At 71.0% G+C, this 15,809-nt stretch carries 12 protein-coding genes and 2 tRNA genes; 10 read left to right on the forward strand and 4 right to left on the reverse strand.

Annotated elements, in window-relative coordinates; all coding sequences use genetic code 11:
- The first annotated feature begins 40 nt into the window (after nt 1-40).
- From orn to LNK82_RS06410, 3 genes are all read left to right on the forward strand, one after another.
- The gene (orn, locus tag LNK82_RS06400; protein ID WP_053722962.1) at nt 41-652 is read left to right on the forward strand and encodes an oligoribonuclease; all 612 of its coding nucleotides are present in this window, start codon (nt 41-43) and stop codon (nt 650-652) included.
- Between the two features lie 62 nt (nt 653-714).
- Nucleotides 715-790 (forward strand) — tRNA-His (locus LNK82_RS06405).
- 55 nt (nt 791-845) lie between these two features.
- A complete protein-coding gene (locus LNK82_RS06410; protein WP_230566001.1) occupies nt 846-2,477 on the forward strand; it encodes an ABC-F family ATP-binding cassette domain-containing protein in 1,632 nt (543 codons plus the stop codon).
- 4 nt (nt 2,478-2,481) lie between these two features.
- Here LNK82_RS06410 and LNK82_RS06415 read toward each other — a convergent pair whose 3' ends face one another.
- Nucleotides 2,482-3,684, reverse strand: a complete 1,203-nt coding sequence (locus LNK82_RS06415) for a L,D-transpeptidase (protein ID WP_230566002.1) — start codon at nt 3,682-3,684, stop codon at nt 2,482-2,484.
- A gap of 234 nt (nt 3,685-3,918) precedes the next feature.
- On the opposite strand from LNK82_RS06415, the gene LNK82_RS06420 reads away from it, so the two are divergent.
- Nucleotides 3,919-3,991 (forward strand) — tRNA-Lys (locus LNK82_RS06420).
- A 525-nt stretch (nt 3,992-4,516) separates the two neighbouring features.
- On the opposite strand, the gene LNK82_RS06425 is transcribed toward LNK82_RS06420, so the two are convergent.
- On the reverse strand, nt 4,517-7,570 hold the full coding sequence (locus tag LNK82_RS06425) for an AfsR/SARP family transcriptional regulator (RefSeq protein ID WP_268995865.1): 3,054 nt from the start codon (nt 7,568-7,570) through the stop codon (nt 4,517-4,519).
- Between the two features lie 117 nt (nt 7,571-7,687).
- Here LNK82_RS06425 and LNK82_RS06430 point away from each other — a divergent pair, with 117 nt between their 5' ends.
- Nucleotides 7,688-8,887, forward strand: coding sequence for an NADPH-dependent FMN reductase family protein (locus LNK82_RS06430; RefSeq protein WP_230566003.1), 1,200 nt, complete (start codon nt 7,688-7,690; stop codon nt 8,885-8,887).
- Nucleotides 8,884-9,306: a hypothetical protein gene (locus tag LNK82_RS06435; protein ID WP_230566004.1), complete on the forward strand. Its 423-nt coding sequence runs from the start codon at nt 8,884-8,886 to the stop codon at nt 9,304-9,306. The genes LNK82_RS06430 and LNK82_RS06435 overlap by 4 nt, the downstream gene beginning before the upstream one ends.
- Here LNK82_RS06435 and LNK82_RS06440 read toward each other — a convergent pair.
- Nucleotides 9,232-11,229, reverse strand: coding sequence for a tetratricopeptide repeat protein (locus LNK82_RS06440; RefSeq protein ID WP_230566005.1), 1,998 nt, complete (start codon nt 11,227-11,229; stop codon nt 9,232-9,234). The genes LNK82_RS06435 and LNK82_RS06440 overlap by 75 nt on opposite strands.
- 319 nt (nt 11,230-11,548) lie before the next feature.
- Nucleotides 11,549-12,220 carry a hypothetical protein gene (locus LNK82_RS06445; protein ID WP_230566006.1) on the reverse strand — a complete coding sequence of 224 codons (672 nt, stop codon included), beginning with the start codon at nt 12,218-12,220 and terminating at the stop codon, nt 11,549-11,551.
- Between the two features lie 90 nt (nt 12,221-12,310).
- On the opposite strand from LNK82_RS06445, the gene LNK82_RS06450 reads away from it, so the two are divergent.
- From LNK82_RS06450 to LNK82_RS06465, 4 genes are read left to right on the forward strand one after another with little or no spacing between them, the layout of a single operon-like run.
- Complete coding sequence (locus LNK82_RS06450; protein ID WP_230566007.1) at nt 12,311-13,423, forward strand: DUF2786 domain-containing protein; 1,113 nt, start codon at nt 12,311-12,313, stop codon at nt 13,421-13,423.
- A gap of 48 nt (nt 13,424-13,471) precedes the next feature.
- Nucleotides 13,472-14,188: a hypothetical protein gene (locus LNK82_RS06455; protein WP_230566008.1), complete on the forward strand. Its 717-nt coding sequence runs from the start codon at nt 13,472-13,474 to the stop codon at nt 14,186-14,188.
- 53 nt (nt 14,189-14,241) lie between these two features.
- Nucleotides 14,242-14,685, forward strand: a complete 444-nt coding sequence (locus LNK82_RS06460) for a very short patch repair endonuclease (RefSeq protein ID WP_372470424.1) — start codon at nt 14,242-14,244, stop codon at nt 14,683-14,685.
- A 13-nt stretch (nt 14,686-14,698) separates the two neighbouring features.
- Complete coding sequence (locus tag LNK82_RS06465; protein ID WP_230566168.1) at nt 14,699-15,787, forward strand: DNA cytosine methyltransferase; 1,089 nt, start codon at nt 14,699-14,701, stop codon at nt 15,785-15,787.
- Nucleotides 15,788-15,809: the final 22 nt, after the last annotated feature.

The following is a 15,809-nucleotide window of genomic DNA, read 5'->3' on the forward strand; positions in this document are numbered from 1 at the left end:
GACGCGGGGCCGGCGGGACCGGGCGACTAGGCTCGCGCGGGTGATGGATCGCTTGGTGTGGATCGACTGCGAGATGACAGGCCTCGACCTGGGCAAGGACGCCTTGATCGAGATCGCGGCGCTGGTGACCGACGCGGAGCTGAACGTGCTCGGCGAGGGTGTCGACGTGGTGATCCACGCCGACGACACCGCGCTCGACTCGATGCCGGACGTCGTCATGCAGATGCACGCCAAGTCGGGGCTCACCGAGGAGGTGCGGCGGTCGACCGTGACGCTCGCCGACGCCGAGGCGCAGGTGCTGGCCTACATCAAGGAGTGGGTGCCGGACCCGCGCACCGCTCCCCTGGCGGGCAACTCGATCGCCACCGACCGCGGGTTCATCGCCCGTGACATGCCCGAGCTCGACGCCCACCTGCACTACCGCATGGTCGACGTGTCGTCGATCAAGGAGCTGTGCCGGCGGTGGTACCCGCGCATCTACTACGCGCAGCCGGGCAAGGGCCTGGCGCACCGCGCGCTGGCCGACATCAAGGAGTCGATCCGCGAGCTGGCGTACTACCGGCGGACGGCGTTCGTGCCGCAGCCAGGGCCTTCCTCGGAGCAGGCGCAGGCCGTGGCCGCCGAGCTGCTGGCCGCCGACGGCCTGAAATAGGGTCGATTTCAGACCCGGCGGTAGGGCACTGTATGCTTCACGCGCCGGGTCAGCCGGTCTTGGTGGGTGTAGCTCAGCTGGCAGAGCACTGGGTTGTGATCCCAGGTGTCGCGGGTTCAAGTCCCGTCACTCACCCCAAGCGAACGCCCCTCGACGCCTGTCGAGGGGCGTCTTCTTTTGCCGTGGAGTCGTCATGAGCGCCACACTCGTCGCGAAGGACCTGGCCGCCGGGCACGGCGACCGCGTCCTGTTCGAAGGCTTGGACCTGGTCGTCGCACCCGGTGACGTGATCGGCCTGGTCGGCGCCAACGGCGCGGGCAAGTCGACGTTGCTGCGGACGTTGGCGGGCCTGCTGCCCGCCGAGCGGGGTGTGATCCGCCTCTCCCCGACCACCGCGACCGTCGGCCACCTGCCGCAGGAGCCGGAACGGCGTCCCGGTGAAACCGTGAGGGACTTCCTGGCCCGGCGCACGGGCGTGGCGGCGGCGCAGGTCGAGCTGGACCGGGCGACCGAGGCGTTGTCGTCGGGTGCGGGTGACGACGGCTACTCCGACGCGCTGGAGCGGTGGCTCGCGCTCGGCGGCGCGGACCTTCCGGAGCGGTCGCTGGAGGTGGCCGCCGACCTGGGGCTCGACGTCTCGCTCGACCTGGCGATGACGGCGCTGTCGGGCGGCCAGGCGGCGCGGGCCAGCATGGCGTCGTTGCTGCTGAGCAGGTACGACGTGTTCCTGCTCGACGAGCCGACCAACGACCTCGACCTGGACGGCCTGGCTCGGTTGGAGCGGTTCGTGACGGGGCTGCGGGCGGGTGTCGTGGTGGTGTCGCACGACCGCGAGTTCCTGGCCCGGACGGTGACGCGGGTCGTCGAGCTGGACCTCGCGCAGCAGCAGGTGCGGTCCTACGGCGGCGGCTACGAGTCGTACCTGGAGGAACGGGAGATCGCCCGCAGGCACGCGCGTGAGGAGTACGACGAGTACGCGTCCACGCGGTCGTCGCTGGAGGAGCGCGCCCGGGCGCAGCGGGCGTGGATGGAGAAGGGCGTGAAGAACGCCCGCCGCAAGGCTCCCGACAACGACAAGATCGGGCGCAAGTTCCGCACCGAGGCGACCGAGAAGCAGGCGTCGAAGGCCCGGCAGACCGAGCGCCTGATCGAACGCCTCGACGTGGTCGAGGAGCCGCGCAAGGAGTGGGAGCTGCGGATGGAGATCGCCGCCGCGCCCAGGTCCGGCTCGGTGGTGTCGGTGTTGCGGGCGGCGGTGGTGACGCGCGGGTCGTTCACGCTCGGGCCGGTGGACCTGCAGGTGGACTGGGCGGACCGGATCGCCATCACCGGGGCCAACGGCTCGGGCAAGTCGACGTTGCTGGCGGCGCTGCTCGGCCGCGTCCAGCTGACCTCGGGCTCGTCGTCCCTCGGCTCGGGTGTGGTGGTCGGCGAGATCGACCAGGCGCGCGGCCTGTTCCTGGGTGACGAGCCGCTGCTGGACGCGTTCGGCGCGGCCGTGCCGGACGTGCCGCCCGCCGAGGTGCGCACGCTGCTGGCGAAGTTCGGGCTGAAGGCGGCGCACGTGCTGCGGACGGCGGCCTCGCTCTCACCCGGTGAACGCACCCGTGCCGCGTTGGCCCTGCTCCAGGCGCGCGGCGTCAACCTGCTCGTGCTGGACGAGCCGACGAACCACCTCGACCTGCCCGCGATCGAGCAGCTGGAGTCCGCCCTCGACTCCTACCAGGGCACCCTGCTGCTGGTCACCCACGACCGCCGGATGCTGGACGCGGTGCGCACGACCCGCCGCCTGGTCGTGGCGGCGGGTCGCGTCACCGATCTGTAGAGCCCTAGCGGTTGCCCTTGACCCACTGGTCCCACGGGATCTGCCAGTCGCCGAAGCCGTCCCACGACTCCAGCACCGGGCCGCCGGAGTTGGTGACGACCACGATGTCGCCCTGCTTGGAGTTGTCGAACACCCACTTGGCGTTCTCGGGCGAGAGGTTCAGGCAGCCGTGGCTGACGTTGCGGTGGCCCTGGTCGCCGATGGACCACGGCGCGCTGTGGAAGAAGATGCCGGAGTTGGACATCCGGTAGGCCCAGTCGACCGGGGTGACGTAGCCGCCCGCCTCCAGCGACAGGCCGTAGGTGCGGGAGTCCATCACCATGTGGGCGTGCTTCTCCATGAGCACGTAGGTGCCCGTGGGGGTCGGGTTCTGCGCGTCGCCCATGGAGGTCGGCATGGTGCGCACGACCTGTCCGTTGACCTTGGTGACGACCTGGTGCGTCTGGCCGTCCGCCTCGTGCACGACGGCGTCGCCGATGGTGGTGTTGATCACACGGTCTTCTTCGCCGTACACGCCGTTGCCCACGTGCTTGCCGTAGATCTTGGCGTTGATCGTGATCTTGGTGCCGGGGGTCCAGTAGTTCTGCGGCCGCCAGTGCGCCGTCTTCTCGTCGAACCAGTAGAACGCGCCCTCGACGCGCGGCACCGTGGTGATCGAGATCATCGCCTCGGCGGCGGCCTTGTCCGCGATCGGCTCGTCGAAGTAGAACGCGAGCGGCTGGCCGACGCCGACCGTCGTGCCGTCCTGCGGGTTGACCGAGAGGTAGGTCAGCGTGCGCGGCTTGACGGTGGTGAAGGTGGACGTCTTGGTGACCGGCTTGCCGTCCGCGCCCTCGCCCGTCACGGCCAGCGTGTAGGTCTTCTGGTAGCCGAGCGGCTCGGTGTTGGTCCACTGCAGACCGTCCGGGCTCACCTGGCCGGCCACGGCCTTGCCCTCCGGGTTGGTCAGCGCGACCGACGTGATCTTGCCGTCGGTCGCCGTGGCGACGACCGGCACGCCGGGCTGCACGTCGACCGCCGCGTCCGCGGGGCCCGTGGTCAACGACACGGGCTTCGGCGGCGGTGTCGACGACGTGGTGGTGGTGGATGCCTCGCCGCCGGTGTCCCCGGTCGCGGCCGAACCGGAAGAGCAACTCGTGACCAACGTCGCGACCAACCCGATCGCGACGATTCCCAGCGCTCGGCGCGCCCCCCGCTTGCGGTACATCCCCGTCCTCCGCTTCGTCCCCAGAACGCCGTGACAGCCCGCAACAGGAGTCTGTCGGCGTCCCCTGACAAGGTGACGCCTGGAGGCTTGACGATGTTGCCCGAGATGCTGGATCGTTACCAAGGCGAAGTTCCCCCTGCACCAGGGCGGCACACCCACCCTGACCAGGCGATTGGGAGCCCGGTCGGACGCTGTGCTAATGTTCTTCACGTCGGACGGAGCAAGAGGGTCCGGGCGCCGCTAGCTCAACTGGCAGAGCAGCTGACTCTTAATCAGCGGGTTCGGGGTTCGAGTCCCTGGCGGCGCACAACACAGCGAGAGGGTCACCATTCCGGTGGCCCTCTTGTTGTCTTTCTCGGCGATGAACGCCACTAAGGAGTGGGTGGGAACTCGTACTCCCACCCACGTCCTCAGGTCGGCGCCTCGGAGGTTCCACCACCGGTACTGCCGGCTCTGCGTATGTCGGGTTCCATCAGAGCTCCTCGTTCGAGTCTCGACACCGCGAAGCGGTCGTCATCCGATACGGCCGGGCCATTGCACAACACAAGCCGAGCTGCCCAGGTCGACTTCGGCGGCCGTTGCCGTCGGGCCGCCGAGCACGAATGCGACGACGGCGAGTGAACCGGTGAACGAAACAGCAATGGTCCGCGATGCGCGGCGCATGCGTGAGTACACGGGCGTAGTAGATCACCCGCCCCAGTGGTCCGTCCCACGGGGGTGGTTCTCTTCCGGGTGTCACCCACCCGTCAGAGAAGAGCGGCGACACCCATTGATGCATAACTATTTTGTTGTCCTGCTCAACATTCACTGGATCAGGTGACGACCTTTCCTCTCAGTTCTTACGCTCAGTGATCTCCTTGGCCGGCGTGGCGGTGAAGTCGGGCGCCGACGAACGAGGCTCCGGAATAGCGCTGCGAATAGTCTTCACATCGGCCAGGTGTTCCGTCACCACCTCGGCCTCGACCTCCTGCACGCCCCGCAGCACGCCGACTGCCAGCCGGAACCGCTCTTCGGCCTCGTCCAACCGCCCGAGGGCCACCAGCGCGTGACCCCAGACGTGCAGCGCGCGCCCCTGTCCCGCACGCGCCCCGATGACGTGACACGTGGAAACGGCCTCCTCGGCGTGGCCGATGGCCTCACCGAACCGGCCCAGGTCGTACTCCACCTCGGTGAGCGTGACGAGCGCGTCGGCGGTGCGGGCGCGATCACCGCCGATCGGGTGGAGCGCCAGGGCTTCGTGGAGGCGACCCAGGGCCTCCTCGTGCTCGCCCCTCTCGAAGTGGAGCCGCCCGACGTCCGTGAGGGTGGTCGCGACACCCCTGACGTGACCTATCGAGCGACGGATGGCGAGCGCCTGGTAGTAGTGCTCCAGCGCGAGATCGTCCCGCTCCGCTTTGCGGTACGCGTTCGCGAGCTCGTTCAGGGCGTACGCCTCGCCGTCGCGGTAGCCGGATTCGCGCGTCGCGTCCAGGGTTTCCCGGTACAGCTCGATCGCGGCGCCGACCTCGCCCAGGGCCAAGCGGATTCCGGCCAGGTTGTGCGAGCAGATGAGTTGGATCTCGTGCGCGCCGATGGCTCGCGCCAGGTCCGATCCGGCTTTGAAGTGCTCTTCCGCCTCGGCGTACTTGCACAACCGGTACAGCACCATTCCCACATTGCTGTGCGTGCCGCTCAACGCTTCCAGGTCGCCGAGCGCGGCACACGATTTGAGCGCCGCCCGGTGACTGATGAGGACGTCCTCGTAATGCCCGGACCGGTCGTACGCCTCGTGGAAATTGGCCGACAGCCGCCACGCGTGCCCGTGGAACCCGTGGCGGACGGCTTGCGGCACCGCGGCGACCAGGTTCGCCCGCTCCCTGGTGAGCCACCTCAACGCGTCCGACTGGTCCGCGAGCGGCACCGGCTCCGCCGACATGCCCGGCAGTGGCGGCACCGGCGAGGTCTGGGGATCCAGCAGGTGGGCCGCGGCGCCGGACGACGCCAGGTACCAGTCCAGCAGCCGGGTCATGGCGTGCTTGCGCGCCTGCGCGGGCTCGTCGCGGCGCACGAGGTGCAGCGCGTAGCCGTGCAACGTGTCGTGCAGCCTGAACCGCCGCGGCACGGCGCCGTAGTCCAGCAGGTTGCTGCGCACCAGCGTGCTCAGGTGCGCGCTGACCGCGTCGTAGGGCTCGCCCAGGAGCGCGACCGCCGCGTCGACGCCGAACTCGGCCGTCGGGTTGAGCGCCAGCAGCCGGAACATCCGCGCGGTGTCCGCGGGCAGGTCGCGGAACGACCAGGAGAACGCCGCCGGCAGCGTGGCGCTCTCGTCGTCGCTGTCGTGCACGGATCCGAGGATCCCGAGCCCGTCCTGACCCTTGAAGTCCTCGACGAGCTCCCCGATCGGGGTGTCCGGCCGGTTCGCGACGTGCTGCGCGATGATCCTCAACCCGAGCGGCAGGCCGTCCACCAGACCGGCCAGGTCCCGCAGCGCCGCGGGGTCGACGTCGGCCCGCTCGCGGCCGATCTCGTTGCGCAACAACGTGATCGACTCCGCCGTCGACAGCGGCGGCACGGGCACGAGGTCGACGTGGTCGAGGACCTTCAGCCCCATCAGCCGGGTCCGGCTCGTGATGATCGTCAGGCACTGCGGCGTCGCCGCCAGGACCGGCCTGACCTGTGCGCTCTCGTGCGCGTCGTCGAGCAGGACCAGCATCCTGCGGTTGCCGAGCAACCGGCGGAGCTCGAGCTGCCGCTCGCCGCCGGTGGCGGGTATCCGCTCGGCGCCGAGCGACCTCAGCAGGAACGCCAGCACGTCGTCGGGCGCGACCCGCGTGCCGGGGCCGGCGCCGCGCAGCTCCAGGTACAGGTTCCCGTCCGGGAACCGGTCGCGGTGCCGTGCCGCCCACTTGAGGGCGAGCTGGCTCTTGCCCACGCTCGGCATCCCGTGCAGCGCGACGACCCGGCCCTGGTCGCCGTCGCCGAGCAGGGCGTCGAGCCTGGCCAGCAGGTCGTCGCGGCCGGTGAAGCTGCGCGCGGGCGGCGGCAGCTGGTGCGGCGCCGTCGTGCCCGGCACCGCGGTGCTCTCCTGCTTGCGCAGGATGCTCCGGTAGAGGTCCCGCAACTCCGGGCCGGGCTCGGCGCCGACGTGCTCGAACAGGCGCTGGCAGAACACGGCGTAGAAGTCGAGCGCCGTGGAGTAGCGGCCCAAGGCGTCCAGGGAGCGCATGTAAAGGCCGGCGAACGCCTCGTCCGGGGCCTGGCTCGCGGTGAGCCTGCCCGCTTCGGCCATCACCTCCAGGTGCTCGCCCAGTTGCCGCTGGCTGTCCAGCAACGCGTAAAACGCGGGCATCCGGTCGAATGTCTCCATTTGGTCACGACAATGGTCGGCCCACGCCCCGCCGAGCTCTTCGAGCGGCCTGCCGTTCCACTGCGAAAGCGCCTCGCGCAGCAATGCCTTGGCCTCCCGGTGGTCACCTCGAGAGGCCGCTACCCGACCCATCTCCGCCAATTTGCGGAAACGGTGGTAGTCGATCAGGTCCGCCTGTCGCAACACCAAGCGATAAGCGTTGCCCTCCTTCGGTATCGACGCACCTGTCCCCGATTTGGCCAGAATGGCTCGCAGTCGGCTGACGATCGGCTGCAGGTTTCGTTTCACCTGTTCCGGGGCACTGTCCGGCCAGAGCACCTGAGCGATGGTGTCCACTTGGACCGGTCTCGGGAAGTAGTAGAGGAGCAATGTGAGCACGCCGCGGTGCTTGGCCGGCCCGAGATCACAATCATTCCCGTCGATGTGTAATCGCGTCTTGCCGATGATCTTGAACTCCACCAGCGCCACCTTTCGCTGGCCAACTTGCCCTTGGGCACAGTGTGCTTCACTGGGAGGAAGTTCCGCAGGCCCGTTTCCCATTTTCGTCCGAATTGCCCAGGTGACCGGACGGCGATCGGCAGATGCAAGCGGACTGCAAGTTCCCGGCAAACCGGTCCGTCACTCTTCTCCCGAGGGTTGGAGCGCGAGGGGGAGTGCATGACACGTCCAGAGTGGCCGCGAGTGCCGATCGGGCTCGACGCGTCGCAGTGGGTCAGCCGCGCCGGGTGCCTGTCGGTGCTCGCCGTGGTGCACACGGTCACCAGCGGGCAACGCCTGCTGGAAGCCGTGGAGCTGATCGAGACGGACACGAGGCTTCAGGTCGTCTTCACGCAGGCGCCTGACGTCTTCAGCAACGGGGTGGCCGAGTTCCTGCGGTCCACCGGGGGCGTCGTGTGGCCGTGGGAGCTGGCGATCCGGCAGGAGTTCGCCCTGGCCGTCGCCGCGTCCTACGGCGGGCTGCACGAGTTGCACGCGCCGCTGGTGGTGATGCCGCACGGCGCCGGCTACGGCAAGTCCTTCACCACCGGCGGCGAGCCGGTGGTCTACGGGTTGGACGCGCAACGGCACCTGCACAACGGCCGTGTGCTGGCGAGCGCGCTGGTGCTCGCGCACGACGACGAACGGGAGGTGCTGCGGCGGCAGTGCCCGCAGGCGCTCGACGTCGCCGTCGTGGCGGGCGACCCGGCCTACGACCGGTTGGTCGCGAGCCTGCCGCGGCGCGACGAGTACCGGGCCGCGCTGGGCATCGAGCCGGGTCAGCAGGCCGTGGTGGTCAGCTCGACGTGGGGGCTGGACTCGTTGTTCGCGAGGTTCGAGGACCTGCTGCCGAGCCTGCTCGAAGAGCTGACGCCGCACGGGTTCCGCGTGGTGGCGCTGGTGCACCCGGGAGCCTGGTTCGGCCACGGCAAGCGGCAGGTGGACGCGTGGCTCGCGGAGTGCCGGGACGCGGGGCTGGTCGTGGTCGGCCCGCACGTGGACTGGCGGGCCGCGGTGATCGCCGCCGACCACGTGGTGGCCGACCACGGGTCGGTCGGCGTGTACGCGGCGGCGATCGGCCGGCCGGTGGTCCTGGTCGACGCACCGGTGCGGGTCGCCACGTCCAGCGGGTCGGCGCAGGAGCTGTTGCGGCACCTGGCGCCCAGGTTCCAGTCGGGATCGCCCGTGCGACCGCAGCTCGACCTGGCCGCGGCACGTGCGGCCGAGCTCGGCGAGGTCGTGCGGGAGCGGTTGACCTCCGAGCCCGGCCGCTCGTCGGCGCGGCTGCGCCGGATCATGTACGAACTGCTCGACCTCCCCGAACCGGGACGGCACCGCGCCGTGCCGCCGGTTCCGACACCACCGGAGGAGTCTCCGTGACCGAACCCGTGGTGCGGTGGACGAGCGGCCCGGACCGCCTGGCGGACGTCGTCGTGCGCGAGGTGTCCGGTGTGGATGGTGATCCGACCGCCGAGCTGCTGCGCGACAACCCGTTCGCCGCGCTGGCGGTCGCCGCGTCGGCCGATCGGCTCGTGGTGCGGACCGAACTCGGCCAGGTGGTCGAGCTCACGCCGGCGGCCACCGAGGCGCGCTGCCTCGACGTCCAAGCGGTCGTGGTGTCGGCCGTCCAGTCGCTCTACGCGTGGCACGTGGCACGACTCGACCTGAGCGCGCTGCGACCGCGTGGGCTGCCCGTGTGGTGCGCGGAACACCGGGCACGGCGGTCAGCCGTCGCGTGCGGGTGGCTCCGGGTCGTCGTCCTGGACGCCCAGTCGTCGAGCGATGCCGTCGGCCTTTGAGGATCCGATCTCGGTGTAGAGCCGCAGAGCCTGTCTCCAGTGCTCTGCGGCCCGCTCCGCGTCACCCTGCCGTTCGGCGGACTCCGCCAGCAGTTGGTGCGACTCGGCCATCCCCTGTTTGGAGCCGAGCGCGCTCAGCGCGTCCAGCGCGCTCCGGGCCGTTCGGTCGGCGAGCGGCAGGTCGTCGGCACGCAGGTACGCCGCGGCCTGCGCCACCACGACCCGTGCCTGGTTGTAGGGGTCCGGCGGCTCCAAGCCGCGGAACTGCTCCGTCGCCTCCAGCAACGCCCGCTGCGCCTCGTCGACCCGACCCAGCCCGGTCAGCGCCCGGCCGAGGTTGATCAGCGTGAGGCCGAGGCTCCGCCGCGCGCCCAGGTCCCGGTTGGTCCGGGCCAACCGCTCGAACAGCCCGACCGCCTCGGCGAGCCGGCCACCGGCCACGTGCAGCAGGGCGAGCGCCTCCTCCGCGTCGGCGGCGCCCCGCCGGTCGTCGATCTCCTCGGCGACGGCGACCGACGCCCGCAGGTGCTCTTCGGCCTCCTCCAGCCTGCCCACCGTGGTGCACACCAGGCCGAGCCGCTTGAGCATGTCGGCCTCGGCGAGCCTGTTCCCCCAACGACGTGCCGCCTCGACGCCGCGCCGGTCGACCTCCAGGCGGTCGCGGTAGTGCTTGTGGTGCAGGAACAGGGGCCAGAGCACGTCGGCCAGCTGCCAGGTCAGCGCCCACCAGCCGCGTTCCTCCGCCACCAGGCCGCAGGCGATGAGGTTCCGCCGCTCCTCCTCCAGCCACGCCAGCGCCGACTCGCGGTCCTCGAACTCCGGCACGCCCTCGGGCCGCGCCAGGAACTCGTAGGCCTGTCTGCGCCGGTGGGGCGTGACGACGAGGTCGGCCGCCATCGCGCCGGCGAGGTACCACTCGACCATCCGCCGCACGGCGTGCGCCCGCTCGTCCGGGTCGTCCTCGGAGTTGGCCTTGTTGCGGGCGTGCAGCCGGAGCAGGTCGTGGAAGCGGTACCGGCTCTCGCCGACCGACTCGACCAGGTTGCCGTCCACCAGTTCCTCCAACAACGCGTGCGAGGTGTCCTGCTCCAGCACCGACGTCGCCACCGAGGCGCCGAACTCCTGACCGGGGTGCAGCGCGAGCCTGCGGTAGAGCGCCGCCGCGGTCGGTCCGAGCGCGCGGTAGGACAGGTCGAAGGTCGTCTGCACGGACAGCTCCGGCGCCGACAGCATCGACAGCCTGCTGCGCTCGTCGCTCAACTCGGTGACGATCTTCCGCACGGACCACTGGGGCCGGCTGGCGAGCCGTGCGGCGGCCACCCGGACCGCGATCGGCAGGCCGCCGCACATGCCGACCAGCGCCTCGGCCCGTTCGGGATCGTCGTCGATCCGGCGCCTGCCCACCACCTTCGCCAGCAACCGGACCGCCGAGAGCTTGCCGAGCGGACCGACGTCGACCAGTCGCGCGCCCTCGGCGACCAGGCCGGTCAAGCGGTTGCGGCTGGTCACGAGGACCGCGCTGGCCGGCGAGTTCGGCGCGAGCGGGCGCACCTGCGCGGCCGAGTACGCGTTGTCGAGCAGGACCAGGAGCTTCTTGTCCGCGGTCAGCGAGCGGTAGAGCGCCGCCTGCTCGGCGATGTCGACCGGCACCTCCCGGGACGGCACGCCCAGGCTGCGCAGGAACAGGCCGAGCGCGTCCTCCGGCGTCACCGGCTCGGATCCGCTGAACCCGGCGAGGTCGACGTAGAGCTGGCCGTCGGTGAACCGGTCGCGCGCGGTGTGCGCCCAGTGCAGCGCGAGGGCGGTCTTGCCCACCCCGCCGGGACCGCTCAGCACCGCGAACATGCGGATTCCGTCACGCCGGTTGTCGGCCAGCGCCTCGTTCAGCTCGGCCAATTCCGCGGTCCGGTCCGTGAAATGCACCGGAGCCCCCAATAATTGCCGCGGCACCGGCGGCGGTGTGGACGGTGCATTGTGGAACGCTATCCCCCCGTGCACCACCGCAGCCTGCACCGCACCGCCGGAGACGGACCCCGACAAGGTGTTGCCCAGCCCGTCCGCCGGGCCCTGACCTGATCGCGACATCCGCTACCCCCGTGGCGTGTCAATTCGACCAACAACACGACCGTACGGTATGCCAGTACGGAAGACATTCCCCTACTTCGGCAATTCGCTCTCCGTTCGGACCAACGGGATCGTGACCGCGGTCACCTGATTCGATGTCGGAGTAATGAATTAGGGGTCACCCGAACGCGAGCGCGATCCGGCGGGCCGCCAGCAGCCGGGTGCGCCGGACGTCCTGGTCGATCACCGCGTCCGCGTTGCGGTCGAGGCGGTGGTAGGACTTGGCCAGCAGCCAGTGCGCGGCCTCGGCGCCGATCGGGTTCAGCGGGCCCTGGTCGGCCAGGCGGGCGCGGGCGGTGACGACGTCCCTGGTGACGAAGGCGGTGCGAACCTCGCCGCCCGACAGCTCGTCGATCAGGAACACCATGGCGTGCTCGGCGCGGGCGAACGTGTACGTGCAGATCAGGGCCAGGTAGCCGGCGTCGATCGACCGGTCGCAGATCCAGGCTCCGCCGACCACCAGGGCGGGGCCCGCCGGCGTGACGGCGCTCGCCGCCCACTCGCGCGGACGGCCGGTGAGCACAGCGGCCAGGACGCGCAGCAGGGCGTGGTTGCGGCGGCTGGGCAGCGACACGGCGTGCTCGACCAGGCCCGCCCAGAACTCCTCGTCCGGCTGGAGGTCCGCGACCGCGCTGCTGACCGTCAGCTCCGCCTCCAGCGGGTCGAGGAGCTGCGGCAGGGCGCGGCAGCGGTGGACCACCTGTCGCTGCGCCACGGTCAGCGGCGTCCCCTGTGGACGGTTCACCACCACGATCGGCCGCCGCTTCGGCACCTGCGTCTTCCGGATCACCGCGCGAGGCTGGCACGTCGGGGGGCGGGTGGGGCCGCAACGCGCACCGGGTGCGGCGACACCACACCCGAAAGGGGACAATCGGCGGTCGTGGACTCCCTGCGCGAGGCGTTGTGGCGGGCCGCGGCGAACCGCCGGGCCCGGCTGCCGCGCACCTCCTCCCTCCCACCGGCCGAAGTGGACGACGCGGTCCAGGCGGTGCTGAGGCGTGCCTTCGAGCACCTCTGGGAGCACGGCTGGCTGCCCTACGACGTGTACGAGGTCGTGCGGCGCAACGAGGACGAGCGCGCGTTGTCGTTCCTGGTCGACTCGTTGGCCGTCGAGGCGGCCCGCTACCCGGCGTTGCACCCGCGCTGGCGGGAGCAGTTGGCGGAGATCGGGGCGACGGTGTGGTGGGACACCTCGCAGCCCCACGTCGACCAGTGGGCGAGCAGGCACATCGAGCTGCGTGACGACGCGGTGGCCGCCGCGGTGGCCGCGCTGGCGGTGCTGGTCACGCTGCCGGGTCTGCCGGTGATCGTGCCGAGGCCGGGCACGCCGCTGGCCGAGGTCGACCACCACCACGTGGACCCGAAGATCCTCAACCGGGTGCGAGGGCTGCTGGCCAAGGCGGAGTCGACCGCGTTCCCGGACGAGGCCGAGGCGCTGTCGGCGAAGGCGCAGGAGCTGGTGACGCGGCACGCGTTGGAGCGGATGCCCCTCGAGGCGCCGACGACCACGTCACGCCGGTTGTGGCTGGACAAGCGGTACTTCGACGGCAAGGCGCACGTCGTGCACGTGGTCGCGGAGGCGAACCGCTGCCGCGCCGTGGTGTACGACCTGGGGTTCGTGGCGTTGGTCGGCGAGGAGCTCGACCTGGAGATCGTGGAGCTGCTGTCGGCGTCGTTGCTGGTCCAGGCGACGCGGGCGATGATCGCGGCGGGCGACAAGGCGCGCAAGGGCGACGAGGCGCGATCGGCGGCGTTCCGCAAGTCGTTCCTGCTGTCCTACGCGCACCGGATCGGGGAACGGCTGCGGACGGCGAACGAGGTGCCCGACGACGACCGGCTGCTGCCCGTGCTGGCCGAGCGCAAGAAGGCGGTGGAGGAGTACTTCGGCGCGATGTTCGCCCGGACCGTCGCCAAGTCGACGCCGGTGCGCAGCGCGGCCGGGTGGGACGCGGGCCGCTCCGCCGCCGACCGTGCCAACCTGTCGATCACCTGACCTGCGCTTTCCCCGGAACTGTCGGTGGTCGTCCGTACTCTCCGCGTCATGCCCACCGCGATGGAAGTGCGCCGGCTGTTCAACGTCACGCAGGAGACCCGGTTCCACTTCAACCACTGGTTCAGCGGGCGCAAGCACGTCGTGGCGCACGTGATGGCGCACGAGTCCGTCGCCGTGCACCGGATCACGCCCGACGAGGTCGAGGCCGCGTGCCGCAGCGCGCCGCGGCCGGGTCCGACCGACGTGCCCGAGATCCTGCACTGGCGGCCCGACTTCGCCTTCGCGCACGTGGCCCACCACGTGGTCGAGGCGCTTGGTCGATTACCCGGCTGGCCGGAGTTCCGGGAGTTCTGCGAGGCCGACGAGCAGGCGCGGGGGATGTTGTGGACGCCGGCCCGCGAGGTGATCGCCGAGGTGGGGCCGGCGGGACGGGCGGCGCTGCGCAACCGCGTGGTGTCCGACTTCCTGGGGTTCCTGCGCGACGTGTACGTCCTCGCGGTGCTGCGCGGGCACGGGCTGGACGTGCGGGTGCACCCGTTGGCGGACACGGTGTTCAAGGTCGACGCGTGGGTGGAGCGGCTGATCCTCAACCCGCGCGGCGGCGGGCAGCGGTCGGCGGACCTGCTCGTGCACGCGATGCCGCCGTTCTTCTTCACGGATCTGGGGTTCACCGAGTTCACGCAGGTCGGCGCGGCCCTGCTGCCGTCACGCGCGCAGTTGGACCGCGCGGCGCGGCGGCTGCGGGACGTGCTGCACCCGGCCTGAGGGAGGTCGCGGGCGGGCTCCGGGCCACGGTGGGCGCCGGCGGGGGCGGGCGCATGGGCCATCATGGCCGGGTGCCGAACCTGGAGACGACGGACGACGTCCGCGCCCGGATGAGCAAGCAGCGTTCCCGTGACACGGGCATCGAGGTCGCGTTGCGGCGCGAGCTGCACCGGCTGGGGCTGCGGTACCGGGTGCACCAGCGGCCGGTGCGCGCGGTGCGGCGTGAGGCCGACGTGGTGTTCGGGCCGGCCAAGGTGGCCGTGTTCGTGGACGGGTGCTTCTGGCACGGCTGCCCGGAGCACGGCACGTGGCCCAAGCGCAACGGGGAGTTCTGGCGGACCAAGATCGAGACGAACCAGGCGCGTGACGCGAACACCGACCAGGTGCTGGCGGACGCGGGGTGGCTCGCGGTGCGGGTGTGGGAGCACGAGGACCCGGCCGTCGCGGCGAGTCGGGTGCGGACCACGGTGTTGCGGCGTCGCGGTCGGCTAGCCTGAGTCCGTGCTGTCCATGATCGACCTGTTCGCCGGCTGTGGCGGCATGACCGCGGGGTTCGCCGCGGCGGGCGGCTACCGGCCGGTGATGGCGGTCGAGTGGGACCTGCACGCGGCGGCGACGTACGCGGCGAACTTCGGCGAGGACCACATCCGGTGGTCGGACATCGCGGCCGTGCCGGACGGCGCGATCCCCGAGGTCGACGTGATCGTGGGCGGCCCGCCGTGCCAGGGGTTCTCGAACCTGGGCTCGAAGGACGTCGACGACCCGCGCAACTCGTTGTGGCGCGAGTACCTGCGGTTCGTGCGGAAGGCCCGGCCGAAGGTGTTCGTGATCGAGAACGTCGACCGGTTCCTGGCGTCGACGGAGTTCGCGTTGCTCCAGGCGGAGACCGAGGGCTACGAGCTGAGCTTCGGCATCCTGCTGGCGGCGGATTTCGGCGTGCCGCAACGGCGTCGGCGCACGATCGTGATCGGCTCGCGGATCGGGCGGGTCCCGCTGCCGGTCGCGACGCACCCGCGCGGGCAGTGGCACACCGTGGGCGACGTGCTCCGCGGCCTGCCGGAGCGGCCGGTGACGACCGCGTTGCCGAACTCGGTGGTGGAGTTCTTCGGTCGGGAGCTGCCGGGGCCGTTCAAGAGCCCGGACCTGCACATCGGCCGCAACCCCACGCCGTTGTCGTTGGAGCGGTACCGCCACGTCCCGCCCGGCGGTGGCCGGTTCGACGTGCCGACGGAGCTGTTGCCGCGGTGCTGGCGGGAGAAGAAGAGCGGCACGACGGACGTGATGGGCCGGATGCGGTGGGACGAGCCGTCGGTGACCATCCGCACCGAGTTCTACAAGCCGGAGAAGGGTCGCTACCTGCACCCGCAGTGGGAGCCGGGCCAGGACGGGCACCGGGTCGACCGCCCGATCACGCACCTGGAGGCGGCGCGGCTGCAGTCGTTCCCGGACTCGTTCGAGTGGTGCGGGTCGAAGATCGAGGTGGCCAGGCAGATCGGCAACGCCGTGCCGCCGTCGTTGGCGAGGGCCATCGCCGAGCACCTCAAGCCGTACCTGACGGGCGCCGAGCCGACCGCGCCGACCTGCCCGCTCTGCCCCTGATCCGGGCTTCCGGTCCGTTCTC

The sequence above is a fragment of the Saccharothrix luteola genome (assembly GCF_020859565.1).
Classification (GTDB): Bacteria; Actinomycetota; Actinomycetes; order Mycobacteriales; family Pseudonocardiaceae; genus Actinosynnema; species Actinosynnema luteola.